Source organism: Mycobacterium heckeshornense, from assembly GCF_016592155.1.
GTDB lineage: Bacteria > Actinomycetota > Actinomycetes > Mycobacteriales > Mycobacteriaceae > Mycobacterium > Mycobacterium heckeshornense.
On the sequence record NZ_AP024237.1, the window covers coordinates 3,261,671 to 3,286,296 of the forward strand.

Annotated in this window: 24 protein-coding genes and 2 pseudogenes; 17 read left to right on the forward strand and 9 right to left on the reverse strand. The window is 67.4% G+C overall.

The window, feature by feature from the left end:
- The first annotated feature begins 63 nt into the window (after window positions 1-63).
- The 6 genes and pseudogenes from MHEC_RS15640 to MHEC_RS15665 all read left to right on the forward strand — a co-directional run bounded on the left by MHEC_RS15640 (window position 64) and on the right by MHEC_RS15665 (window position 5,870).
- On the forward strand, window positions 64-540 hold the full coding sequence (locus MHEC_RS15640; protein ID WP_099869326.1) for a hypothetical protein: 477 nt from the start codon (window positions 64-66) through the stop codon (window positions 538-540).
- 10 nt (window positions 541-550) lie between these two features.
- Window positions 551-1,288, forward strand: a complete 738-nt coding sequence (locus MHEC_RS15645; RefSeq protein ID WP_048891546.1) for a gluconate 2-dehydrogenase subunit 3 family protein — start codon at window positions 551-553, stop codon at window positions 1,286-1,288.
- A complete protein-coding gene (locus MHEC_RS15650; RefSeq protein ID WP_048891547.1) occupies window positions 1,281-2,975 on the forward strand; it encodes a GMC family oxidoreductase in 1,695 nt (564 codons plus the stop codon). The genes MHEC_RS15645 and MHEC_RS15650 overlap by 8 nt, the downstream gene beginning before the upstream one ends.
- 10 nt (window positions 2,976-2,985) lie before the next feature.
- Window positions 2,986-3,819, forward strand: a complete 834-nt coding sequence (locus MHEC_RS15655) for an enoyl-CoA hydratase/isomerase family protein (protein WP_048891629.1) — start codon at window positions 2,986-2,988, stop codon at window positions 3,817-3,819.
- 245 nt (window positions 3,820-4,064) lie between these two features.
- Window positions 4,065-4,601, forward strand: a complete 537-nt coding sequence (locus MHEC_RS15660) for a DUF3000 domain-containing protein (protein WP_372507345.1) — start codon at window positions 4,065-4,067, stop codon at window positions 4,599-4,601.
- A gap of 1 nt (window position 4,602) precedes the next feature.
- A pseudogene (locus tag MHEC_RS15665) lies at window positions 4,603-5,870 on the forward strand (HRDC domain-containing protein).
- Here the strand turns inward: MHEC_RS15665 and dxs are convergent.
- Complete coding sequence (dxs, locus tag MHEC_RS15670; protein WP_048891549.1) at window positions 5,867-7,780, reverse strand: 1-deoxy-D-xylulose-5-phosphate synthase; 1,914 nt, start codon at window positions 7,778-7,780, stop codon at window positions 5,867-5,869. The pseudogene MHEC_RS15665 and the gene dxs sit on opposite strands and share 4 nt — an antisense overlap.
- A gap of 309 nt (window positions 7,781-8,089) precedes the next feature.
- Here dxs and MHEC_RS15675 point away from each other — a divergent pair, with 309 nt between their 5' ends.
- The 4 genes and pseudogenes from MHEC_RS15675 to MHEC_RS24880 all read left to right on the forward strand — a co-directional run.
- Entirely contained in the window at window positions 8,090-9,379 is a 1,290-nt protein-coding gene (locus MHEC_RS15675; RefSeq protein WP_048891550.1) for an ArsB/NhaD family transporter, read from the forward strand.
- An 84-nt stretch (window positions 9,380-9,463) separates the two neighbouring features.
- Window positions 9,464-9,907, forward strand: a complete 444-nt coding sequence (locus MHEC_RS15680) for a CBS domain-containing protein (protein WP_048891551.1) — start codon at window positions 9,464-9,466, stop codon at window positions 9,905-9,907.
- 79 nt (window positions 9,908-9,986) lie between these two features.
- Window positions 9,987-11,276, forward strand: coding sequence for an ArsB/NhaD family transporter (locus MHEC_RS15685; RefSeq protein WP_048891552.1), 1,290 nt, complete (start codon window positions 9,987-9,989; stop codon window positions 11,274-11,276).
- Window positions 11,277-11,305: 29 nt separating this feature from the next.
- Window positions 11,306-11,606, forward strand: a pseudogene (locus MHEC_RS24880) (response regulator transcription factor); the annotation flags it as partial.
- Between the two features lie 58 nt (window positions 11,607-11,664).
- Here the strand turns inward: MHEC_RS24880 and MHEC_RS15695 are convergent.
- Together MHEC_RS15695 and MHEC_RS15700 are read right to left on the reverse strand one after the other, a co-directional pair.
- A complete protein-coding gene (locus MHEC_RS15695; protein WP_048891631.1) occupies window positions 11,665-12,858 on the reverse strand; it encodes a class I SAM-dependent RNA methyltransferase in 1,194 nt (397 codons plus the stop codon).
- Window positions 12,859-12,866: 8 nt separating this feature from the next.
- Window positions 12,867-14,861, reverse strand: coding sequence for an APC family permease (locus MHEC_RS15700; protein ID WP_048891553.1), 1,995 nt, complete (start codon window positions 14,859-14,861; stop codon window positions 12,867-12,869).
- A gap of 131 nt (window positions 14,862-14,992) precedes the next feature.
- Between MHEC_RS15700 and MHEC_RS15705 the strand changes: the two genes are divergently transcribed.
- On the forward strand, window positions 14,993-15,661 hold the full coding sequence (locus tag MHEC_RS15705; RefSeq protein ID WP_071700076.1) for a potassium channel family protein: 669 nt from the start codon (window positions 14,993-14,995) through the stop codon (window positions 15,659-15,661).
- Complete coding sequence (locus MHEC_RS15710; protein ID WP_048891555.1) at window positions 15,658-16,356, forward strand: potassium channel family protein; 699 nt, start codon at window positions 15,658-15,660, stop codon at window positions 16,354-16,356. Before MHEC_RS15705 ends, MHEC_RS15710 begins: the two co-directional genes overlap by 4 nt.
- Here the strand turns inward: MHEC_RS15710 and MHEC_RS15715 are convergent.
- On the reverse strand, window positions 16,271-16,936 hold the full coding sequence (locus tag MHEC_RS15715; RefSeq protein WP_048891556.1) for a DUF3159 domain-containing protein: 666 nt from the start codon (window positions 16,934-16,936) through the stop codon (window positions 16,271-16,273). The two genes, MHEC_RS15710 and MHEC_RS15715, sit on opposite strands and share 86 nt — an antisense overlap.
- 41 nt (window positions 16,937-16,977) lie before the next feature.
- Window positions 16,978-17,346, reverse strand: coding sequence for an OB-fold nucleic acid binding domain-containing protein (locus MHEC_RS15720; RefSeq protein WP_048891557.1), 369 nt, complete (start codon window positions 17,344-17,346; stop codon window positions 16,978-16,980).
- Between the two features lie 144 nt (window positions 17,347-17,490).
- On the opposite strand from MHEC_RS15720, the gene MHEC_RS15725 reads away from it, so the two are divergent.
- Window positions 17,491-18,189: an alpha/beta fold hydrolase gene (locus tag MHEC_RS15725; RefSeq protein WP_048891558.1), complete on the forward strand. Its 699-nt coding sequence runs from the start codon at window positions 17,491-17,493 to the stop codon at window positions 18,187-18,189.
- A gap of 12 nt (window positions 18,190-18,201) precedes the next feature.
- Here MHEC_RS15725 and MHEC_RS15730 read toward each other — a convergent pair whose 3' ends face one another.
- Both MHEC_RS15730 and dut read right to left on the reverse strand, forming a co-directional pair.
- Window positions 18,202-18,957, reverse strand: coding sequence for a DUF3710 domain-containing protein (locus tag MHEC_RS15730; RefSeq protein ID WP_048891559.1), 756 nt, complete (start codon window positions 18,955-18,957; stop codon window positions 18,202-18,204).
- A gap of 52 nt (window positions 18,958-19,009) precedes the next feature.
- The gene (gene dut / locus MHEC_RS15735; RefSeq protein ID WP_048891560.1) at window positions 19,010-19,474 is read right to left on the reverse strand and encodes a dUTP diphosphatase; all 465 of its coding nucleotides are present in this window, start codon (window positions 19,472-19,474) and stop codon (window positions 19,010-19,012) included.
- A gap of 25 nt (window positions 19,475-19,499) precedes the next feature.
- Here dut and MHEC_RS15740 point away from each other — a divergent pair, with 25 nt between their 5' ends.
- Window positions 19,500-19,976: a DUF3093 domain-containing protein gene (locus MHEC_RS15740; protein ID WP_048891561.1), complete on the forward strand. Its 477-nt coding sequence runs from the start codon at window positions 19,500-19,502 to the stop codon at window positions 19,974-19,976.
- 13 nt (window positions 19,977-19,989) lie between these two features.
- On the opposite strand, the gene MHEC_RS15745 is transcribed toward MHEC_RS15740, so the two are convergent.
- Entirely contained in the window at window positions 19,990-20,292 is a 303-nt protein-coding gene (locus tag MHEC_RS15745; RefSeq protein WP_003919098.1) for a DUF4193 domain-containing protein, read from the reverse strand.
- Window positions 20,293-20,455: 163 nt separating this feature from the next.
- On the opposite strand from MHEC_RS15745, the gene cei reads away from it, so the two are divergent.
- Entirely contained in the window at window positions 20,456-21,106 is a 651-nt protein-coding gene (gene cei / locus MHEC_RS15750; RefSeq protein WP_048891562.1) for an envelope integrity protein Cei, read from the forward strand.
- 6 nt (window positions 21,107-21,112) lie between these two features.
- On the opposite strand, the gene MHEC_RS15755 is transcribed toward cei, so the two are convergent.
- A complete protein-coding gene (locus MHEC_RS15755) occupies window positions 21,113-21,988 on the reverse strand; it encodes an inositol monophosphatase family protein (protein ID WP_048891563.1) in 876 nt (291 codons plus the stop codon).
- A 123-nt stretch (window positions 21,989-22,111) separates the two neighbouring features.
- On the opposite strand from MHEC_RS15755, the gene ppgK reads away from it, so the two are divergent.
- Entirely contained in the window at window positions 22,112-22,879 is a 768-nt protein-coding gene (ppgK, locus tag MHEC_RS15760; protein ID WP_048891564.1) for a polyphosphate--glucose phosphotransferase, read from the forward strand.
- A 165-nt stretch (window positions 22,880-23,044) separates the two neighbouring features.
- A complete protein-coding gene (locus tag MHEC_RS15765) occupies window positions 23,045-24,625 on the forward strand; it encodes an RNA polymerase sigma factor (RefSeq protein WP_048891632.1) in 1,581 nt (526 codons plus the stop codon).
- The last annotated feature ends 1 nt before the right edge of the window (window position 24,626 follow it).

Here is a 24,626-nt window from a genome sequence, read left to right on the forward strand (position 1 = left end):
TTTGGGGAATGCGGCCTACGGCGGACCTCAGGCACCGCCCCGATGCAGGAAGGGAAGCGGTTGATGGTGCTGACGGAAAGAAGGACGGCCGGGGATGCGGTCGGCGAGGTCGAGTACTTCATCGACCGGGTGATGCGCAACATCGCCCACGGCCGCTTCGAACGGTCGTTGTCGGGATTGACGGCGTTCGCGGCGGCGGTGACGACGGCGGAGATCTACTTCGAGCATTACCGGGCCAGTTTCGGCAACAAATGGATGTGGAGCCCGATCGCGGTGACCCCGCCGGTGGTGGTCGCCGGGGTGGCCGGCGTGTTCTCCAGGCGCTGGGCCAAGCGGTGGCTGCCGGTCACCGCCGCGGTCTACGCGGCCAATGGGCTGATGGGCCAGTATTTCCACGTGCGCGGGGTGTCGCGACGACCCGGTGGCTGGCGTTTGGCCAGCTACAACGTGCCGATGGGCCCGCCGATCGCCGCGCCCGGGCTGATGAGCATCGTGGGGGCGATGGGTTTGTTGGCCGCCGTCTTACGTCGTGAGAAGTAACGGGCTTGCGATGCGCGACATCTCCAGCGGCCGTCACCTGCCGCAGCTGCGACCCGACGGCAAGCCGCTGCATCCGTCGTGGCTGCCGCGGCAGCGCCGCGGTGTGACACCGCAGATGATCGGGCGTTACCCCGACTATGACGTGTTGTCGAACATCGACAGCTGGGACGAGGCCACCAGGCGCGTGGTGTTGGCCCGGCTGGAAAAGCCGGGACCGTTGCGGTTCTTCGACACCTCGGAAGAGCCGACGCTGCGCGCCTTCTGCGACACCGCGCTGGCCCAGGATGCCGAACCGCGAATACCGGTGGCCGAGTTCGTCGACGCCAAGCTGGCCGACGGACAGCTCGACGGCTACCAGTACGCCGACATGCCCGACGACCGCGACACCTGGCGGCTGGTATTGGCCGGGCTCGATGAGGCGGCCCGCGATGCCGGCGCGGAATCGTTCGCGGCGGCCGACCCGCCCACCCGGGAATCGGTCCTCGGGCGGTTCTCCGACGGACAGCTCCGCGGCGGCAGCTGGGAAAAGCTCGACGTCAAGCGGGCCTGGTCGGTGGTGATGCGCATGGCGCTGTCGGCGTTCTACAGCCATCCGTGGGCATGGAACGAGATCGGTTTCGGTGGGCCGGCATATCCACGCGGTTTCATGCGGCTCGGCGGTGTGGGCGTGCGCGAGCCCTACGAAAAGCCCGGCGCCACCGCCGAGGACCCGGTCACAGCCGTCGAACAGGAAAAACTCGATGGGTGACTTCTGGCGCGGACTGCTCAAAGGCGCGCTCGGCCCGCCGGGCAACGACTCGCGGTTTTTGCTCGACGTGCATTCGCGTGATCTGCCCGGCGAGGCCACCATGCGCCGCTACCACGATGACGACGAGGTCGACCTGGTGGTGGTGGGCGCCGGCGCGGGAGGTTCGGTGCTGGCACAACGGCTGGCCCGCGCGGGGTGGCGAGTGGTGATCCTGGAAGCCGGCCCGTTCTGGCACCCCGATGAGGACTGGGTGTCCGACGAGGCCGGGTCGCACCGGCTGTATTGGACGCAGAAGCGGATCATCGGCGGCTCGGACCCTATCGAGTTGGGCAAGAACAACTCCGGTCGCGGTGTGGGCGGATCGATGATCCATTACGCCGGCTACACACCGCGCTTTCACCCCAGTGACTTCGAAACCTATAGCCGCGACCGGGTGGGCGCGGATTGGCCGATCAGCTACGCCGAGCTGCGCCCGCACTATGCGCGTCTCGAGCAGGAGCTGCCGGTGGCCGGCCAGGACTGGCCGTGGGGAGATCCGCACCGCTACCCGTTCTCGCCGCATCCGGTGTCAGGGGCGGCGCTCAAACTATGGGAAGGCGCGATCAAACTCGGCATCGAGATGCGGGTCGGTCCGGTCGGCATTGTCAACGGCACGTTCGGCAACCGGCCGCACTGCGTCTACCGCGGCTACTGTCTGCAGGGCTGCAAGGTCAACGCCAAGGCCAGCCCGTTCGTCACCCATCTACCCGACGCGCTGGCACACGGGGTCGAGATTCGGGCCAACTGCATGGCCGCTCGCATCGAACTGGATAAGCGCGGAAATGCCTGCGGCGTAGTATATTTCGACGAGCATTCCGATCATGAGAGATTACAGCGCACCAAAGTCGTTGCAGTGGCAGGTTATTCGATTGAAACACCGCGGCTGTTGCTCAACTCAACCAGCAGCCGGTTCCCCAACGGTTTATGCAACAACAACGATCAAGTTGGCCGCTACGTGATGGTGCAGGGCGCCACCCAAAGCGCGGGCCGCTGGCCCGACGAGCTCCGGATGTACAAGGCGCCGCCGCCCGAGGTGTCGTCGGAGCAGTTCTACGAAACCGATCCGGATCGCGGCTTCGCGCGGGGGTTCTCCATCCAAACCGTGTCACCGCTGCCGATCGCCTGGGCCGAACATGTGTTGGCCGCCGGGCATTGGGGGGCGGCGCTGCGCGAATACCTGCGCGACTACAACCACTGGGCCACCATCGGCGTGCTCAACGAGCTGTTGCCGCTGCCCGACAACCGGGTCACGCTGGCCGACGAGACCGACCAGTATGGCCTGCCCGTCGCCCGGTTCGACTACTCACTGTGCGACAACGACAAGGCCAACATGGCGTACTCCACCCAGGTGATCGCCAATATTCTGGATGCCGCCGGCGCCCAAGACGTGCTGACCATTCAGCGCTTCGCCCACCTCATCGGCGGCGCCCGGATGGGCAGCGACCCCGACACCAGCGTCGTCGACGCCAACCAGCGGGCCTGGGCAGTGCCCAACCTGTTCATCGCCGACGGCTCGGTGTGCCCGACCCAGGGCAGCGCCAATCCGGCGCTGACCATCATGGCGCTGGCGTCGCGGCTGGCCGAGAGGCTCGTGCGCCGCGACGTCACGGCCGATGCCGCGCTCAGCCGGGCATCCGGGTGTGCGTAACCTCGTCGGCATGCCAGTCACACAACCGCCAGTCAGGTACGACGAGTTTCCCAGTCTCCGAATTGAACCGGGCACCGACGGGGTATTGCACGTGATCCTCGATTCGCCCGGCCTCAATTCGGTGGGCCCGCAGATGCACCGGGACCTCGCCGACATCTGGCCGGCGATCGAGCGTGATCCCGAGGTGCGCGCGGTCCTGGTGCGCGGCGAAGGCAAAGCGTTTTCCTCCGGAGGCAGCTTCGATCTGATCGAGGAAACCATGGGGGACTTCGCCGACCGGATCCGCATCATGCGCGAAGCCCGCGACCTGGTGCTCAACATGGTCAACTTCGACAAGCCGGTAGTTTCGGCGATCCGCGGCCCGGCGGTTGGCGCCGGCCTGGTCGTGGCCTTGCTGGCCGACATTTCGGTGGCCGGGCGCGGCGCCAAGATCATCGACGGGCACACCAAGCTGGGGGTCGCGGCCGGTGACCACGCCGCGATCTGCTGGCCGCTGCTGGTCGGCATGGCCAAAGCCAAGTACTACCTGCTCACCTGCCAGCCGCTCACCGGTGAGGAGGCCGAGCGCATCGGGCTGGTGTCGACCTGTGTCGACGACGAGGACGTGCTCGCCACCGCGACCCGCATCGCCGAGGATCTGGCGCGGGGTGCGCAAACGGCGATCCAGTGGACCAAACACAGCCTCAACCACTGGTACCGGATGTTCGCGCCGGCCTTCGAAACGGCCTTGGGCCTGGAATTCATCGGGTTCAGCGGCCCCGACGTCGCCGAGGGACTGGCCGCCAACCGGGAGAAACGTGCGCCGCGCTTCACCGCCGACCCCCAGGTCAAGCGCGTGCAGTAGGGCCCGCCGGGGCTGGCTGTGCTCGCCGTGGCCGACGCCGGGCCGAAACGGCGCGCCTGCCCACACGTGTCGGCGCATGGGTCTAGCGTCAAAGGATGTGAGCCGCCCCGGCGACGACGCGCGGCGTAGTGACACCGCGACGCGGCGCCCGGGGCCCTGTCGGCGACAATGCAGAGCGCAGCGATGAGGAGGAGCGGCGTTTGAGCCCAGCCGAACCGGCCGTGTTCCGTGAGGCGGTGGCCGCGATGAACGCCGCCAGCGTCCGCGCGGAAATCGAGCTCGGCCCCATCCGTCCGCCGCAGCGCCTGGCGCCCTACAGCTATGCGCTGGGCGCCGAGGTCAAGCATCCCGAGCTCGACGTCATCCCGGAACGATCCGAGGGGGACGCCTTCGGGCGGTTGATCCTGCTCTACGACCCGGACGGATCCGAGGCGTGGGACGGCACCATGCGGCTGGTCGCCTACATCCAGGCCGATTTGGATCCCAGCGAGGCGGTCGACCCGCTGCTACCGGAAGTGGCGTGGAGTTGGCTGGTCGAGGCGCTGGAGACCCGCGCCGACCACGTCCTTGCGCTCGGCGGGACGGTCACCGCCACCACGTCGGTGCGCTACGGTGACATCTCCGGACCGCCCCGGGCCCACCAGCTGGAGCTGCGGGCGTCGTGGACGGCGGCCTCCCCCGAGATCGGCACCCACGTGGAGGCGTTCTGTGAGGTGCTCGAGCACGCCGCGGGACTTCCGCCGGTGGGGGTGACCGACCTGGGTTCGCGGTCTCGCGCCTGACATGTGCAATGCGGCCCCAGCGCAGCGTGGCGTCCAGGCCGAGCCCACCCCGCTGCTGCACCCGGCCGAGGGGGTGCCCGAGCTCTCGGCGACGGTCGGCGAGATCGCCGCGGCCGCCGAGCTGCTGGCCGGTGGTCACGGGCCGTTCGCGGTCGACGCCGAGCGGGCGTCGGGTTTCCGCTACTCCAACCGGGCCTATCTGATCCAGATCCGCCGCGCCGGTGCGGGCACCGTGCTCATCGATCCGGTCAGCCATGGAAGCGACCCGGCGGCCGTGTTGCGGCCGGTCGCCGAAGTGCTCGCCGGGGACGAATGGATTTTGCACGCCGCCGACCAGGATCTGCCGTGCCTGGCCGAAGTGGGCATGCGGCCACCGGCGCTGTATGACACCGAATTGGCCGGACGGCTGGCCGGATTCGAACGCGTGAACCTGGCGGCCATGGTGCAGCGGCTCCTCGGGCTGAGCCTGGCCAAGGGCCACGGCGCGGCCGACTGGTCCAAGCGTCCACTGCCGGCGGCGTGGCTGAACTATGCCGCCCTGGACGTCGAAGTCCTCATCGAACTGCGCGCGGCGATCGCGTCCGTGCTGGCGGAGCAAGGGAAAACACGTTGGGCCACAGAGGAATTCGAATACCTGCGCGCCAGCGCAGTGCGGGGGGGCGCCGAGCACCCGCCGCGATCATTGGCGACGCACGTCGGGCATCCATCGGGTCCGCGACCGGCGCGGACTGGCCGCGGTTCGCGAGTTGTGGACCGTACGCGACCGGATCGCCCAGCGCCGCGACATCGCCCCCGGCCGCGTCCTGCCCGATTCGGCCATCATCGACGCGGCGATCGCCGACCCGAAGACGGTCGAGGACCTGACCGCTTTGCCGGTGTTCGGCGGGCCCAAGCAGCGCCGCAGCGCCGCGACCTGGCTGGCGGCGCTGGAGGCGGCCAGGCACAACCCCGAGCCCGTGGACGAGGTCGAGCCGCCCAACGGGCCGCCGGCCCCGGCGCGGTGGGTCAAGCGCAGACCGCAGGCCGCCGCGCGGCTGGATGCGGCCCGGGCAGCGCTGGCGGAGTTGTCGCAGCGGGTGTCGGTGCCCGCGGAGAACCTGATCTCCCCCCGACCTGGTGCGACGGCTGTGCTGGGACTGGGACGGCGGATCACAGGCCGACAGCGAGCGGGTGATCGACGAGTTTCTCGCCGCCGGGCAGGCTCGCGCCTGGCAGCGCGAGCTCGTGGTCCCGGTGTTAGCCGCCGCGCTGCAGCAGGCCGCCGGCTAGTCCAGCGGCTCGCTGACCGCGGACTCCGGCACGTCGTTGCCCAAAGCTGCGACCCAGCCGGTGATCTGGCGGGCCACGCCCTGCTCGGTCAGCCCAACTTCGGCGAGTATCTCACCGCGGGACGCATGCTCGTAAAACCGTTGCGGTAACCCCACATCGCGGCACGGGACGTCAATCTCCGCGCGCCGCAGTGCCGCCGACACCGCGCTGCCCACACCGCCGTTGACGCCGTTGTCCTCCAACGTCACGACCAGCTTGTGCGCCGCCGCCAGGTCGCGGATCGCATCCGGCACCGGCAATACCCAGCGCGGATCGACCACCGTCACGCCGATGCCCTGGTTGCGCAACCGCTTGGCGGCCGCCAGCGCCATCGCGGCGAACGCTCCCACCGCGACCAGCAACACGTGGTGGTTCAGCCCGTCGGCGGGCACCGCGAGCACGTCAACGCCGGCGCGCCGCTCAAGCGCCGGGATGTCTTCGCCCACATCACCTTTCGGGAACCGAATGGCTGTCGGGCCGTCGTTTACGTCGAGTGCCTCACCGAGTTCCTCACGCAGACGAGCGCCGTCTCGGGGCGCGGCCACTCGCATGCCGGGCACGATGCCCAGCATCGACAGGTCCCACATGCCGTTGTGGCTGGCGCCGTCCGGACCGGTGATGCCGGCCCGGTCAAGCACCAGGGTGACCGGCAGTTTGTGCAGCGCCACGTCCATCATGATCTGGTCGAACGCCCGGTTGAGAAACGTCGAATAGATCGCCACCACCGGATGCAGCCCGCCCATCGCCAAGCCGGCGGCCGAGGTCAGGGCGTGCTGCTCGGCAATACCGACGTCGAACAACCGGTCGGGGAACCGCTTGCCGAACGCCGTCAGCCCGGTCGGCCCGGGCATGGCCGCGGTAATCGCGACAATGTCGCGGCGCTGGGCGCCGTAGGCGACCAGTGCCTCGGCGAACGTCGCGGTCCAGCCCGGCCCCGGCACCTTGGTGGCCGCGCCGGTGGCCGGGTCGATGACGCCGCAGGAATGCATCAGCTCGGCCTCGTCGGCCTCGGCCGGTGGATACCCCATCCCTTTGCGGGTGGCCACGTGCACGATCACCGGTCCGCCGAAACCCCGGGCATGGCGCAGCGCGGACTCCACGGCGCGTTCGTCGTGGCCGTCGACCGGTCCGACGTACTTCAACCCGAGATCGGTGAACAGCAGCTGTGGGCTCAGCGCGTCCTTGATGCCGGCTTTGACGCTGTGCATGAGGTGGTAGACCAGCTCGCCGACCACCGGCATACCGCGTACCGCGCCGCGGCCCTTCTCCAGCAACTGCTCGTAGCCGGGCTGCAGCCGCAGCATCGCCAAGTGGTCAGCGAACCCTCCGATGGTCGGGGCGTAACTGCGGCCGTTGTCGTTGACGACGATCACCACCGGCCGGCGGGCCGCGGCGATGTTGTTGAGCGCCTCCCAGCACATGCCGCCGGTCAGTGCGCCGTCGCCGACGACGGCCACCACGTGCCGGTTGCGGTGCCCGGTCAGCTCGAATGCCTTGGCCAGCCCGTCGGCATAGGACAGCGCTGCGCTGGCGTGGCTGGACTCCACCCAGTCGTGCTCACTTTCGGCCCGGCTCGGATACCCCGACAGGCCGCCTTTTTTGCGCAAAGTCTCGAAGTCGGCGCAGCGCCCGGTCAGCATCTTGTGCACGTAGGCCTGGTGGCCGGTGTCGAAGATGATCGGATCGTGCGGTGAGTCGAACACGCGGTGCAGCGCCAGCGTCAGCTCAACGACGCCGAGGTTGGGTCCCAGGTGTCCCCCGGTGGCGGCCACCTTGTGGATCAGGAACTGCCGGATCTCATGTGCCAGATCTCTCAGCTGTGCGTGCGAAAGGGGCTGCAGATCGGCGGGTCCGCGGATCCTTTCGAGCATCTCGCCAGTGTACGCAAGGACGCCCCCGGCTTGGCGGGCCGCGAACTTTCGCGGCTGGCCGGGTGCCCACGCTCAGCGGGTGCCGACGAGTCCCGGCGGCGGCCACCCGCGTCTTTGATAGCGTTGCTCTGCGGTGAGCCGGGAAGCCTGGTCGGCGTCGTTATCTCGCGACCTGGGAGTAAACCGTGGACTTCCCCGCCGGCCGGACGGCATCGGTTCGCTGATGATCGTCCCCGAGCACCACCCGCCCGGGGACCGCGGTCACCCACATGTCCGCAAAGCCTGCGGCGGCCCGGCGGAGCGCCGGCGATGAGCGTCGTCGCGGTGGCGGTGTTCGTGGTCGCCTATGCGCTGATCGCCTACGAGCGCTTCGACAAAACCTTGGTGGCGCTCGCCGGCGCGGCGGTCGTGGTTACCTTGCCGGTGATCAGATCCGAAGACGTCTTCTACTCCCATGACACCGGAATCGACTGGGACGTCATCTTTTTGCTGCTGGGGATGATGATCATCGTCGGCGTGCTGCGCCAGACCGGCGTCTTCGAATACGTCGCGATCTGGTCGGCCAAACGCGCGAAGGGCTCGCCGCTGCGCATCATGATCCTGCTGGTGGTCGTGACCGCGTTCGGCTCAGCGTTGCTGGACAACGTCACCACGGTGCTGCTGATCGCGCCGGTCACCCTGCTGGTGTGTGACCGCCTGGCGATCAACGCGGCACCGTTTCTCATGGCTGAGGCGTTCGCATCCAACATCGGTGGCACAGCGACGCTGGTCGGCGATCCGCCCAACATCATCATCGCCAGCCGGGCCGGCCTGTCGTTCAACGACTTTTTGATCCACCTGGCGCCGGCGGTGGTTGTGGTGATGCTCGTCGCGGTCGCGATGTTGCCGGCGCTGTTCCCCGGCGCGTTCGCTGTCGACGCCGGGCGGGTCGCCGACGTCATGTCGCTGGAAGAGGGCGAGGCGATTCGCGACCGCGGGCTGCTCGTCAAGTGCGGCGTTGTCCTGGCGCTGGTATTGACCGGTTTCATCGCGCACTCGGCGCTGCATATGGAGCCCTCCGTGGTGGCGCTGCTGGGCGCCGGGATCCTGATCGTGATCTCCGGGCTGGAGCGCTCCGAGTACCTGGCCAGCGTCGAATGGGACACGCTGCTGTTCTTCGGCGGCTTGTTCATCATGGTCGGTGCCCTGGTGAAAACCGGTGTCGTCAACCAGCTCGCACGCTCGGCCACCAGCGCGACGGGCGGCAACGCCCTGTTGACGACGATGCTGATCCTCGCGGTGTCGTTGATCTTCAGCGGGATCGTCAACAACGTTCCGTACGCCGCGACCATGACTCCGATCATCGCCGAGCTGATCCCGTCGATGGTGGGTACCGCCAACCCCGACGTGCTGTGGTGGGCGCTTGCCCTCGGAACCGGGGTCGGCGGCAACCTCACCGCCGTGGGCGCCAGCGCCAACGTCGTCATCCTGGGAATCGCCCGGCGCGCAGACAATCCCATCTCGTTTTGGGAATTCACCCGCAAAGGCGCGGTGATCACGGTCGTGTCGCTTGCCCTGGTGGCGATTTATCTGTGGCTGCGCTATTTCGCGCTGAGCTGATGGCAGACCACGAAGGCGTGACCACTTCGCGACGCCCCGGACCTGCGCGTGTGATCGGCGGCGCGGCGGACGTATCGTCGGGGTATGCGGGCAGCGGAGATCGCCGAGAATTTCCCGGTCGTAAGCATCGAGTCCGACGCGCTAGACGCCGCGCGCATGCTCGCCCAGCATCGCCTGCCGGGGATCGTGGTCACCGACCCGTCAGGCGAGCCGTACGCGGTGCTGCCGGCCTCTCAGGTGGTCCGATTCATCGTGCCGCGCTACGTGCAGGACGACCCATCGCTGGCCGGTGTGCTCAACGAGTCGATGGCGGACCGCGTGGCGGAAAAGCTGGGCGGCAAGACAGTGCGCGAAGTGCTGCCCGACCACCTGCTGAACATCCCCTACGCCGACGCCGACGACACCATCATCGAGGTGGCGGCGATGATGGCGCGGTCGAGAAGCCCGCTGGTCGCGGTGGTCAAAGACGGCGCGCTGCATGGCGTGATCACAGCATCGCGTCTGCTGGCCGCGGCGCTGAAACCCTGACCTTCGGCACGCCGAAAAGCGCGGCGCGCGCAAATTTTTGCGCCGGCACAGGCGCGATCGTCGATCGGGGCAGCCGCCGATGAGCGCCGTCGCGGTCGCGGTGTTCGTGGCCGCCTATGCACTGATCGCCAGCGATCGCATCAACAAGACGCTGGTTGCGTTGGCCGGCGCCGCCGTCGTGGTCAGCCTGCCGGTGATCAACTCTACCGACATCTTCTATTCCCATCGGACCGGAATCGACTGGGACGTCATCTTTTTGCTGCTCGGCATGATGGTCATCGTCAGCGTGCTGCGCCAGACCGGCGTCTTCGAATACGTCGCGATCTGGTCGGCTAAACGCGCGAAGGGCTCGCCGCTGCGCATCATGGTCCTGCTAGCGCTGGTCATGGCGGTGGGATCGGCGCTGCTGGATAACGTCACCACGGTTTTGCTGATCGCACCGGTCACGCTGCTGGTATGTGACCGGCTGGCTATCAACGCGGTGCCGTTTCTGATCGCCGAAGTGTTCGCGTCCAACATCGGTGGGGCTGCGACGCTGGTCGGCGACCCGCCGAACATCATCATCGCCAGCCGCGCCGGGCTGACGTTCAACGACTTTCTGGTGCACGTGGCGCCAATCGTGGTCATCGTCATTGCGGTGTTCGCCGCGCTGTTACCACGGCTGTTCGCTGGCTCTTTCGACGTCGATGCGCAACGAGTCGCCGACGTGATGTCGTTGGATGAGGCCCAAGCCATCCGCGATCGCGGATTACTGCTGAAGTGCGGCGTGGTGCTGGCACTGGTGTTCGCCGCATTCGTCGCTCACCCGGTGCTGCACCTGGAGCCGGCCGTCGTGGCCCTGCTGGGCGCCGGTCTTCTGGTCGCGATATCGGGGCTCGAGCGCTCCGACTACCTGGCCAGCGTCGAATGGGACACGCTGTTGTTTTTCGGCGGCTTGTTCATCATGGTCGGTGCCCTGGTGAAAACCGGTGTCATCGACAAGCTGGCACGCGCAGCCACCGAAGTGACCGGCGGCAACGCGCTGTTCACCGTGATGCTCATCCTCGGGGTATCCGCACCCGTGTCCGGCATTGTCGACAACATTCCCTATGTCGCCACCATGACACCGATCGTCGGCGAACTGTCCGCTGCGGTGCCGGCGCATCTTCACCCGGACGTGTTGTGGTGGGCCCTGGCGCTGGGCGCCGACTTCGGCGGCAACCTCACCGCCGTCGGGGCCAGCGCAAACGTCGTCATGCTCGGAATCGCCCGTCACGCAGACAATTCCATTTCGTTTTGGGAGTTCACCCGCAAAGGCGCAGTGGTCACGGCGGTCTCGCTTGTGCTCGCCGCGGTCTATCTGTGGGTGCGCTATTTCGTCTGGAGCTGAGCACTCTCGGGTGGCCATGAAATACGCGGTGTCGGGCGACGATGCGCGGTGAGCCCTTTCTACGCCGGGGCGGTGAGCGCGCTGATCCGGGAATTCCTGCACCGGACACAGCGCGGAGACGGCTTGCCCGACACCATTCTCACACCACGCGAAGAAGAAGTGCTGAAACTGATCGCCGAGGGTTACTCAGCCCGTGAAATCGCGAAAACCCTTGGTATTAGCGCTAAGACAGTGGACCAGCATCGGACAAACACGCTGCAGAAGCTTGGCCTGCGCGACCGCCTGGCGCTGACCCGTTACGCAATCAGAATTTGCCGGATCGAGCCCTGACGGCCGCTGTCGTCTGCCGGGCTGGCGAGCACATCGAGGGACCGCGGCCGTCGCAACCTTAGCGGGTCAGCAGCGCCACACACTCCACGTGATGAGTCAACGGGAACGCGTCGAAAACCCGGAGCTTCTCGACGGTGTAGCCATGACCGCGGTAAAGACCGATATCACGGGCGAAAGATGCTGCCTCGCAACCGATGTGCACCAGCCGTCGCACTCCCGCTGCAGCCAGCAGCTCGATGACCGCACGGCCGGCGCCTGAGCGCGGTGGGTCAAGTACTGCGACATCGGCGGCCACGGATTGCGTCGCCAGCACGCGGCGCACCGAATCGGTGACCGTATGCACTTGCGGCAGATCGGCCAGCGCGGCCCGCGCGGCCTGCGACGCCGCCCGAGCGGTGTCGACGCTTAGCACTCGCCCCGACTCCCCCACCGCCGCGGCCAGTACCGCTGCGAACAGGCCGGTGCCGCCGTAGAGATCCCAGGCCGTCGTCCCGGCGGCGGGCTGCGCCCAATCGCGCACCATGGCGCTGTAGATCCGCGCCGCGTCGCGGTGGGCCTGCCAGAACGCGGTCACCGGCACCCGCCACGTGCGCCCGGCCGCCCGCTGGACCGCCTGATATCCGCCCTCGACCACCTCGGCAACGGTTCTGCGGCCCCGCTTGGCGGTGCACACCACATGTCGCCGCCCGTCGTCATCGACGGCGATGTGCAGGTGCGCGCCCGGCGGCCAATCGGTACCCGCCAGACCGTCGATCATCCCCGCCGGTAGCTGCCCGCAGCGCAGGTCGGTGACCAGTTCGTCGCTGTGGTAACGATGAAAACCGGCCCGCCCGTCGTCGCCCACGTCGAGCCGCACGCGGGTTCGCCAGCCGCACGGCCCTGCCGTGCCAAGGGGTTCGGCTTCGCCGTGCCAGCGGTAGCCACCCAGGCGGGCCAGCTGGTTGCTGACCACCTGCCCCTTAAGGCCGCGCGCCGCCTCCGGACTGGCAAACGCCAGGTCGCAGCACCCGGCGCCGTCGACCCCGGCGATCGGGCACAGTGATGGGATCCGATCGGCCGACGGTTCGATCACCTCGACGGCCTCGGCGTGCCAATAGGAGCCACGGTCGGCGGTGATCCGTGCCCGCACCCGCTCGCCGGGCAGCGCGTAACGCACGAACACCACCCGGCCTTCGTGGCGTGCGACACAACTGCCGCCGTTGGCCGCAGCGCCGGTGGTCAACGTCAGCTCGCAAGGTGTGGTTTCGGTCAACTCGCCGATCAATCGAAAATACCCCGTCGGGCGTCGCCCGGAGCAGCGTGCGGCTGCAGTGTCTTGACCCGCTCCGACGAACTGAGTTGCCAGGGAACCGAAGTCACCATCACATTCGGCATAAACAGTAGTCGGCCCTTGAGCCGAAGGGCACTCTGGTTGTGCAGCAACTGCTCCCACCAGTGCCCCACCACATATTCCGGAATGAAAACTGTCACCACGGTCCGCGGCGACTCCTTGCTCACCCGCTTCACGTAGTCCAGAACCGGGCGGGTGATTTCACGATAGGGCGACGCGATCACTTTGAGCGGCACGCTGATATCGCTGTCCTCCCACTTGCGCACCAGCTCGCGGGTTTCGGCGTCGTCGACGCTGACGGTGACGGCCTCCAGGACATCCGGTCGGGTCGCCCTGGCATAGGCCAGCGCTCGCAGTGTCGGCAGGTGCAACTTCGACACCAATACCACAGCGTGGTTGCGGCTGGGCAACACTACGTCGTTGTCGGCGGCAGCCTGCTCTTGCAGTTCCCGGCTGACCGTGTTGTAGTGCCGGCGGATCAGCTTCATGATCACGAACAGCGAGCCCATGGCGAAAACTGCAATCCATGCCCCGGCAAGGAATTTGGTGATCAAAACGACGAAGAGCACAGTGCCGGTGGACAGGAAGCCGATCGTGTTGACTACACGGGAGCGCATCATCTTGCGCCGCAGCGCAGGGTCGGTTTCGGTACGCAGCAGCCGAGTCCAGTGCCGCACCATGCCGATCTGGCTCAACGTGAACGAAATGAACACGCCGACGATGTACAGCTGAATCAGCGCAGTCACCTGCGCACGGAACGCGATGATCGCCGCCAGGGCGGCCACCGACAAGAACACGATGCCGTTGGAAAAAGCCAACCGATCCCCGCGGGTATGCAATTGGCGCGGCAGGTAACTGTGCTGCGCCAGCACGGAACCCAGCACGGGGAAGCCGTTGAACGCGGTGTTGGCCGCCAGCACCAGGATCAATGCGGTCACCGTGGCGATCAACAGCAACCCCAGGTGGAAGCTGCCGAACACCGCCTGCGCCAGCTGGGCGACCAACGTCTTTTGGTGATAGCCGGGCGGGGTGCCCGTCAGCTGTTTGGCGGGGTCGTCGACAACCTGCACGCCGGTCTTCTCGGCCAGCACGATGATGCCCATGAACAAGGTCACCGCGATGGTGCCCAACATCAGCAGTGTCGTTGCGGCATTGCGGGACTTGGGTTTCCGAAACGCCGGTACCCCGTTGCTGATCGCCTCCACCCCGGTCAGCGCCGCGCATCCGGACGAGAACGACCGCGCCACCAGAAACATCAGCGCGAAACCGGCAATCTTGCCGTGTTCGGCATGCATCACGAAACCGGCGGACTCGGCCCGCAGCGGATCACCCAGCGCGTAGATACGGAACAGCCCCCAGCCGAGCATGATAAGCACCCCGGCGATAAACGCGTAGGTGGGGATCGCGAACGCCACCCCGGACTCCCGCACGCCCCGCAGGTTCATCGCCATCACCAAAAGGATCGCGCTCACCGAGAACAGCACAGTGTGGTCGGCCACGAACGAGATGGCCGAGCCGATGTTCGACATCGCCGATGCCGTCGAAACCGCAACGGTTAGAACATAATCCACCATCAAAGCACTGGCCACCAGCAGACCCGCGTTGTCACCCAGGTTGGTGGTCACCACTTCGTAGTCGCCACCGCCGGACGGGTAGGCATGCACGTTCTGCCGGTAGCTGGCCACCACCACCAGCAAGACGACCGCCACCGCCAGGCCGATCCACGGCGTCATCGAGTACGCGGCCAACCCGGCCACCGACAGCATCAGGAAGATCTCCTCGGGGGCATACGCCACCGAGGACAGCGCATCCGAGGCGAACACCGGCAGCGCGATCCGTTTAGGCAGCAGGGTGTGGCTTAGCCGATCGCTGCGGAACGGTCGACCCAAAACCAACCGGCGCGCCGCGGTCGAGAGTTTGGACACGAGAGCCAAGGGTATGCGCATGCGGCGTTGGCGGTAGCGTTCCCTAGGAGGGACATGTTCCGGCTCACATCGGCGGGCTAACGGCTGCAGGCCGGGCCCCGAGGAAAGGCTGCCGCCGAAAGGACCTAAAGGTGCGGGTAGTAGTGATGGGGTGCGGCCGGGTGGGGGCCGCCGTGGCCGACGGGCTATCCCGCATCGGCCATGATGTCGCGATCATCGACCGTGACAGCACCGCTTTTAACCGGCTCAGCCCGGACTTCGCGGGCGAACGGGTGCTGGGCGTGGGGTTCGACCGCGACGTGTTGCTGCGCGCGGGCATCGAGGAAGCGGGCGCGTTCGCCGCGGTGTCATCCGGGGACAACTCCAACATCATCTCCGCCCGGCTGGCTCGCGAAACATTCGGTGTGCCGCGGGTGGTCGCGCGGATCTACGACGCCAAGCGGGCTGCCGTCTACGAGCGGCTCGGCATCCCGACCATCGCCACCGTGCCGTGGACCACTGATCGGCTGCTCAACGCCCTGCTGCGGGAAAGCGAAACCACCAAATGGCGTGACCCCACCGGCACCGTCGCCGTCGTTGAACTTGTCGTCCACGAAGACTGGGTGGGCCACCGCATCACCGATCTGGAGGACGCCACAGGTGCCCGGGTCGCGTTCATGATCCGGTTCGGCAGCGGGCTGCTGCCCGAACCCAAGACCGTTATCCAGGCCGGCGATCAGGTCTATGTCGCCGCGATAGCCGGACGCGCCGCCGAGGCCCAAGCGATCGCCGCTCAGCCACCAAGTGAGGACTTCGAATGAAAGTCGCGATCTCCGGAGCCGGCGCGGTCGGCCGTTCGATCGCCCGGGAACTCATCGAAAGCGGTCACGATGTGACGTTGATCGAACGCAACATCGACCACGTCGACGTCGACGCCGTCCCGGCCGCGCACTGGCGGTTGGGCGACGCCTGCGAGCTCAGCCTGCTGGAGTCGGTGCACCTCGAGGACTTCGACGTCGTGGTCGCCGCCACCGGCGACGACAAAGCCAACGTCGTGCTGAGCCTGCTGGCCAAAACGGAATTCGCGGTGCCCCGCGTGGTGGCCCGGGTCAACGATCCGCGCAACGAGTGGCTGTTCACCGACGCCTGGGGGGTCGACGTCGCGGTGTCGACCCCACGGATCCTGGCGTCGCTCGTCGAAGAAGCCGTCGCGGTCGGGGACCTGGTGCGGCTGATGGAGTTCCGCAAGGGCCAGGCGAACCTGGTCGAGATCACGCTGCCCGACGACACCCCCTGGGGTGGCAAGCCGGTGCGCAGGCTGCAGCTGCCGCGGGACGCCGCGTTGGTGACGATATTGCGGGGGCCGCGGGTGATCGTGCCGGCCGCCGACGAGCCGCTGGAAGGCGGCGACGAGCTGCTCTTCGTCGCGGTCAGCGAGGTGGAGGAGGAGTTGCGCCGGCTGCTGCTGCCGGAGCACCAGCCTGCGGCGGATGCATCGCACGTCGGGCAGCCTTGATCGCCACGTACGTCGCCATCGCCGCCGCGACTGTCAACGGCCAGCCCATGCCGATGCGAGCCACACCCAGCCAGCCGGTCTGGTCGGCGTCGTACAGCAGCCGTTGCACCACGAACCGTGCGCCGAACACCAGCACCCAGGCCAGGGTCGCGGCGTCGAACGCCAACACTGCACGGCGGACCCGGCGCCAGTCGCGGTCATGCCCGCTCGCCCAGCTCCACAGGTAGCCCACCAGCGGCCGCCGGATCAGCACCGACAGCGCGAAGATCACAGCCCACACCAGCGAGGCCCAGATGCCCAGCAGGAAGTACCCCTTCGACTCCCCCACCGCGTAGGCAATCACCGCGCAGCAAGCGACCCCGAAGAAGCCGGCCACCGCGGGCTGCATCGACTCCCGCCGGATCAGGCGCCACAGCAAGACCAGCGCGGCCGTGCCGAGCGCAGCGCCGATAGCGGGCAGCAACCCGAACCCGCTGGAGATGGCCACAAACATCACCACCGGCAGCGACGAGTAGACCAGCCCACCAGCCCCGCCCAGCTGGGCCAGCGGGCGCGGGTCGCTGCTGCGCTCGACAGCCATCGCTCACACCCTCGGGTGAGGCGCCGTCATGCCCGGTCCGGTCACCGCTGAATTTCGTAGTGCGGGTTGTACATCGCCTTGGCGCCGCTTTCCAGCGTGCCCAGTCGGCCGTGCACCCGCAGCGTGCGCCCCGACTCGATGCCGGGTATCCGGCGCTGGCCCAACCACACGAGTGTCACCGTGTCGGTGCCGTCGAACAATTCGGCGCGAACACCACCCGCGCACCCCTTGGCGTTGGCTTCCACGCTGCGCAACGTGCCCACCATCGTGACCTCCTGGCCGCGCTGGCAGTCGATGGCCCGCTGCGCCCCGGTGGTAGCGGCTTCGTCGGACAGCTCCTCGACGTCGAGTTGCTCGGGATCCTCCGTCAACCGCCGGGTGAGCCGGCGCAGATAACTTTCGGCCGTCATGGCCTCTCCTGACACTTCAGCCAGTCCGTCGTGGACGCCATCCAGTAATGCCAACGGACACCGTAGACCCCTTGGTTCCCCAATGCCACGCACCCCCGGGAGTGTTTGGTTGGAGTACCCATAAACGCCAGGCAGTATCGGGGAGTGGCGGTGAATTTGCGCGGCGTCAGCGCCGTCTTGTTGCCCGGGACCGGCTCCGACGACGACTATGTCGCGCGGGCGTTCCGCGGTCCACTGCACAGGGCCGGTGCGGCGGTGCAAGCCCACCGGCCGCGGCCCAGCCGCCTGATCGACGGGTATCTGGCTGCCATGGACGCCGCCGCTCGGGGCGGCCCGATCGTGGTCGGCGGAGTGTCGATCGGTGCGGCGGTGGCCACCGCGTGGGCGCTGGCCCATCCCGATCGTGCGCTCGCCGTGCTGGCGGCGCTGCCCGCATGGACCGGGCCGCCGGCGAAGGCTCCCGCCGCCCACGCGGCACTCCAGTCGGCGCAGCAGCTGCGCCGCGACGGGTTGGCGGCGGCGACGGCGCAGATGCGCGCATCCACGCCGCGCTGGCTCGGTGACGAATTGGCCCGGTCGTGGCGCAGCCAGTGGCCGCAGTTGCCCGATGCGATGGAGCAAGCCGCCAGCTATGTCGCACCGACCTGTACCGAACTTGCCCGGCTGGTTGTACCGCTGGCGGTGGCCGCCGCGACCGACGACCCGATCCACCCGCTCGACGTCGGTGTCGAATGGGTTCGTGCCGCTCCGCGCGCGGCGTTGCGAACAGTGACACTGGATCAAATCGGCGCCGAGCCCGCCACTTTGGGCGCGGCCTGCCTGGCCGCGCTCGGCGATCTCTAGACGCGGTCGGGGTCAGCCGCTTGAGCTGCTGCGCAGCTGTTGCATCGCCGATCCGCCGGCGCTGCGCCGCGGCGCCTGCTGAGGGCCAGTGGGCTGCTGCGCCGCGGCTTGCTGGGAGGCCGCAGCCTCACGTAGCTGCGCTGCCATCGGCTCGGGCAGCTGAATCGGCAACGGCGTGCGTACCGGCAGCGGGGTGTTGCCACGGCGAACCACCGTGTCCGCCAACGCAACACGCGCCTCCTCGGCCAATGCGTCGACGGTTTCGTGCGAACCGTTGACCACGCAACGGATCATCCAGCGGTAGCCGTCGACCCCGATGAACCGGACCGCACCGGCAGCGACGCCGACCACTTCACGGCCCCACGGACCGTCTTGGATCGAGACTTTGACCGAGTCTTTGCGCAGCGAGTCGGCGAGCTCAGCGGCCACCTCACGCCACAGGCCGCCGGTCTTCGGCGCCGCATACGCCGCAATGGTAAAACGCCCGTTGGGCGTGACAACCCATACCGCGTTCGGAACACCGGCCTCGGTGAGCTCGACCTGCACCTGACCCGCCGCCGGCATCGGTATCAAGACCGACCCGAGATCGAGGCGGGCCAGCTCGGCGTCCGCTGGATCGTCGAAATCCTCGATGTCGAAGGGACCGGTCAGCTCTTCGGATGTCTCGGGCTCGATGGCAGCTTCACTTTCCGGCGGCGTGGTCGTCGGCTCGGGTTCGACGGCGCCGTCGGCTCTGGCGGTTTTGGGTTTGCGTCTACCGAATGCCATAGCCAGCGCCGCTCCTCGTCCTCATCGCTTCACTCTGCATCGTCGCAGGCGATCACAAACTCGCATGTCCGCCGGAGGAACCGTGGCCACCGTCGCCGCGGGACGTCTCGGCCAGCCCGGCCTCGTTGAACGACGAAACCTCGACCAGCTCGACCAGTTCCACCCGCTGCACCAGCAATTGGGCGATGCGGTCACCGCGATGCACGACGATCGGCGTGACCGGATCGAGGTTGATCAGAGCCACCTTGATCTCACCGCGGTAGCCGGCGTCGATGGTGCCCGGACTGTTAACGATCGAAAGCCCTACGCGCGCAGCTAAACCCGAACGCGGATGCACCAAGCCGACCATGCCGTGCGGGATGGCAACCGCGATGCCGGTACGCACCAGCGCACGCTGACCCGGCGCCAGCTCGACATCTTCGGCACTGTAAAGATCCACGCCGGCGTCACCGTCGTGGGCACGGCTGGGTATGGGGAGTTCGCGGTCCAAGCGGACAACCGCCAGACTGGTCGACACGGGGCCACAGACTACTCTTGACCGGGTGTCCGGGGTGCGCGTCGCGCCGCGAAGCGTGCGGTACCGCGAGCGATTATGGGTGCCGTGGTGGTGGTGGCCGCTGGGTTTTGCCCTGGCCGCGCTCATCGCGTTCGAGGTCAATCTCGGCCTGCCCGGCCTGCCCGACTGGCTACCGTTCGTCGCGCTGTCCGCGCTGGCCGCCGGGGCACTACTGTGGTTGGGACGCTTCGAAATCCGGGTGACTGTCGGCGATAACGGCATCGAGTTGTGGGCCGGTCAAGCACACTTGCCGGTCACGGTGATCGCACGTTGCGCGGAGATCCCGCGGTCAGCCAAGTCCGCGGCGCTTGGACGCCAGCTGGATCCCGCGGCATACGTCCTGCACCGGGGCTGGGTCGGCCCGATGGTGCTCGTGGTGCTCGACGACCCCGAAGATCCGACACCATACTGGCTGGTGAGTTGCCGCCACCCGGATCGGGTGCTGTCGGCATTGCGTGGTTGATTTGCCCGACCGGTCAGGCCGCGCAGTCGGTACAGATCATCACGCCGTTCTTCTCACTGGCCAGCCGGCTGCGGTGCTGCACCAAGAAACAACTCGAGCAGGTGAACTCGTCGGCCTGCTTGGGAATCACCCGCACGGACAGCTCTTCGCCGGACAAGTCGGCGCCGGGCAGTTCGAAGGATTCAGCGGATTCCGACTCGTCGACGTCGACCACGGCCGACGCCGCTTCGTTCCGCCGTGCCTTGAGCTCCTCCAGCGAGTCCTCGGAAACGTCATCGGTCTCGGTGCGCCGTGGGGCGTCATAATCGGTAGGCATTTCGCATCCCCTCGTTACCTTGCCAAGCAACGCTTTGTACCAGCGTCGAACGCATCCACCAAACGATTCGTGCCCGTATCGCCACGTGTTCAAGTGTGATTTACATCACACACCAGCTCTGCCCTCGGTGGGCGGTTTTACACATCGCGTTTAGAGTGCGAATGTGGTCGCGCAAATCACCGAAGGCACGGCTTTCGACAAGCACGGCCGGCCCTTTCGACGACGCAATCCACGCCCGGCCATCGCCCTGCTGCTGGTTCTGCTCGTCGCCACGGCCGTGGTGTGGACGATGGCGCTGACCCGCTCGTCCGACGTCCACGAGATCGCGACGTGCAACCCACCCCCGCGGCTGACCACCGGCGAGCAGCCGCGGCTAGGCGAGCAGGTGCCTCGAAGCGCAATGACGAACGTCACGCCGGCCAAACTCGCCGAAACCAAGATCCACGTGCTCAACGCCAGCGGGCGGGGCGGTCAGGCCGCCGACGTCGCGGATGCCTTGCGCGATCTCGGTTTCGCCCAGCCGAGCGCCGCCAATGACCCGATTTACGCGAACGGCCGGCTGAACTGCCAGGCTCAGATCCGGTTCGGTGAAGCGGGTCAAGCGGCGGCAGCCGCGGTGTGGCTGGTTGCGCCGTGTGCCGAATTGTTCCGCGATGACCGCGCCGACGATTCCGTGGACCTGGCGCTTGGCACCGATTTCACCACGCTGGCGCATAGCGATGACATCGAGACCGTGCTGGCCAGCCTGCGCCCGGGCGCAACCGAAGAGTCCGATCCCGCGCTGATCTCGAAGATCCACGCCAACAGCTGCTGACGGGCGCTAGTCGCGGATGGGCTTGAGGCCGTCGAACTGCTCGAGCGCGGTCAGCAGTTGGTCGGCGATTCCCGGTGCGGCGGCGACCACCAGGTTCCCGCTGCCTTCCGGTCCACCCGGTCCCCGCATCACGACCCGCGCGCCGGCCTCGGCGGCGATCAACGCCCCGGCCGCGCAATCCCACAGGTGCAGCCCGTGTTCGTAATACGCGTCCAGCCGCCCCGCCGCGACCATGCACAAATCCAGTGCGGCCGAACCGATGCGACGCACATCACGAACGATCGGCAGCATCCGGGCCAGCAGCGCGGCCTGCTCGGCCCGGCGCCGCCTGGAGTATCCGAATCCGGTGCCGAGCAACGCCAACGACAGGTCCTCGACCGCGGTGCACCGCAGCGGGCGCGTCCCGTGCTCGTCGATAACGTGTGCCCCGAGCCCGGCGCCTGCCGAATACACCGTGCCGGCGGCGACGTCGGCGACCGCACCGGCCACCGAGACGCCGTTTACCTGTGCAGCAACCGACACGGCATAGGCGGGGATGCCGTAGACGAAATTCACCGTGCCGTCGATGGGATCGAGCACCCACGTCACAGCGCCGTCAGCGCTGGCGGCGGCATCGGTGGGCCCGCCCCCCTCTTCACCGAGAATCAGGTCGGCGGAACGCAGTTGCGCCAGCCGGGCGCGGAGCAGCCGCTCGGCCTCGGTGTCGACCACGGTCACCGGGTCGGTCGGCGTGCTTTTGGTCCGCACCGGCTCATCCTCGGCACCGGGAGCGCCGGCGCCGAACACTTCGCCACGGCGACGCCGCACGAACGCAGCGGCCTCCGCGGCCAGCGTTTCGGCCAGCGAACGCAGGGGCGCCGGCTGGTTGTCAGCTGTCGTCACCGGCCTATCGCACCACAGCGGCCGGCTAAGAGTGGTCATGCGCCGCCTGACCAGCAGTTCTACCCGGGCCCGCGGCGCCGTCGGGCTAAGGTGTGGGCAGCTACCTCTCGTCGAGGAGATCCGATGACCAGCAGCACACAGCCGCAACGGGGGTTCGGCGTCGACGTCGGCGGCAGCGGCATCAAGGGCGGCATTGTCGACCTGGCCACCGGGGCGCTCATCGGCGACCGGTTCAAACTGACCACGCCCCAACCGGCCACGCCGGCGGCGGTGGCCAAGACAATTGCGGCGATTGTCAACGAGTTCGGTTGGACGGGTCCGCTCGGCGTGACCTATCCCGGGGTCGTCACCGAAGGTGTCGTGCAGACCGCGGCCAACGTGGACAAGTCGTGGATCGGCATCAGCGCGCGCGACGTCATCAGCGCTGAGCTGGACGGCCAAGAGGTTACCGTGCTCAATGACGCCGACGCGGCAGGGCTGGCTGAGGAACGGTACGGCGCCGGCAAAGACAAATCCGGTGTGGTGGTGTTGCTCACCTTCGGAACCGGGATCGGGTCGGCGGTCATCCACAACGGGAAGTTACTGCCCAACACCGAGTTCGGACACCTCGAGGTGGGCGGCAAGGAGGCCGAGCACCGAGCGGCGTCGTCGGTCAAGGAACGGCGGGGCTGGAGTTACAAGAAATGGGCCGGGCACGTCACCAAGGTGCTAGTGGCGATCGAGAATGCGATGTGGCCCGACCTGTTCATCGTCGGCGGCGGCATTAGCCGCAAGGCCGACAAATGGGTGCCGTTGCTTACCAACCGGACCCCGGTGGTGCCGGCCGCCTTGCAGAACACCGCCGGCATTGTCGGCGCGGCGATGGCGGCCACCACAGACGTCACGCATTGAAATTGCCCGCTCAACCGGGTCGGACCGTGGGCTGTCGTTACAATGGTCAGCGGCGGCCGCCTGAACCGATAGCGGCGCGTATCCACGCCGACATTCGACATAACCGATACTTTCGGTCAAGCACGCCCAAGCGCACCGGAAGTGAGTCCGACCGAAGGGGTGTACGTGGCAGCGACCAAGGCAAGCCCGTCAACCGATGAGCCGGTGAAACGCACCGCCACCAAGGCCCCCGCCAAGGCCGGGGCAAAACGGTCCGCAGCGAAGTCCGGCCACGGCTCCGCGGCCACCAAGCGGACCGCTAAGAGCACCACCCGCGCCAGTAAGACAACTCAACGCCCCGCGAAGACCGGCGGCGCCAAACGTGCCGAGACCACGAAAGCCCAGACCACGAAGAAGGGCCACACCTCGGCCAAGAACGCGACCGCCGCGCCGACGCGAAGCCGCGCAAAGAAGGTTGCTGCCCCAAAGGATGTCGAAGTCGTTGCCGACGCGCTGGATTCCGCGGTCGAAGACCTCGATGTGGAACCGGATCTCGACGGGGAACCGGACGCCGACATCGAGCCCGAGGATCTCGACATCGATGCCGCCGATTTGAACCTCGACGACCTCGAGGACGTCGCGGTGGAGGGTGCGGACGTCGATCTCGACCAGGCCGACACCGACGACGCCGACGCGACCGCGGCCACCATTGCCGTCGATGACACCGTCGACGAGGATGAAGAGATCGCTGAGCCGACCGAAAAGGACAAGGCTTCAGGCGATTTCGTCTGGGACGAAGACGAGTCGGAGGCGTTGCGCCAGGCGCGCAAAGACGCCGAACTCACCGCATCGGCGGACTCGGTTCGCGCCTACCTGAAGCAGATCGGCAAGGTGGCGCTGCTCAACGCCGAGGAAGAGGTCGAGCTGGCCAAGCGGATCGAGGCCGGCCTTTACGCCAGCCAGCTGTTGGCCGAGATGGCCGAGCGCGGCGAGAAGCTGCCGACCGCGCTGCGCCGCGACATGCTGTGGATCTGTCGCGACGGTGACCGGGCGAAAAACCATCTGCTGGAAGCGAATTTGCGTCTAGTGGTCTCGCTGGCCAAACGTTACACCGGCCGCGGCATGGCGTTTTTGGACTTGATTCAGGAGGGCAACCTCGGCCTGATCCGCGCGGTCGAGAAGTTCGACTACACCAAGGGATACAAATTCTCCACGTACGCCACCTGGTGGATTCGCCAGGCCATCACCCGGGCAATGGCCGACCAGGCACGCACCATCCGCATACCGGTGCACATGGTCGAGGTGATCAACAAGCTGGGCCGCATCCAGCGTGAGCTGCTGCAGGATCTGGGCCGTGAGCCCACTCCGGAGGAGCTGGCCAAAGAAATGGACATCACGCCGGAGAAGGTTCTGGAGATTCAGCAATACGCCCGCGAACCGATCTCACTCGACCAGACCATCGGTGACGAGGGCGATTCGCAGTTGGGCGATTTCATCGAGGACAGCGAAGCCGTGGTGGCGGTCGACGCGGTGTCGTTTACTCTGCTGCAGGATCAATTGCAGTCGGTATTGGAGACGCTGTCCGAGCGGGAAGCCGGCGTGGTGCGGCTGCGCTTCGGGCTCACCGACGGCCAACCGCGCACTCTTGACGAGATCGGCCAGGTCTACGGCGTCACCCGGGAACGCATCCGCCAGATCGAGTCCAAGACGATGTCGAAGCTGCGTCACCCCAGCCGTTCCCAGGTGCTGCGCGACTACCTGGACTGAC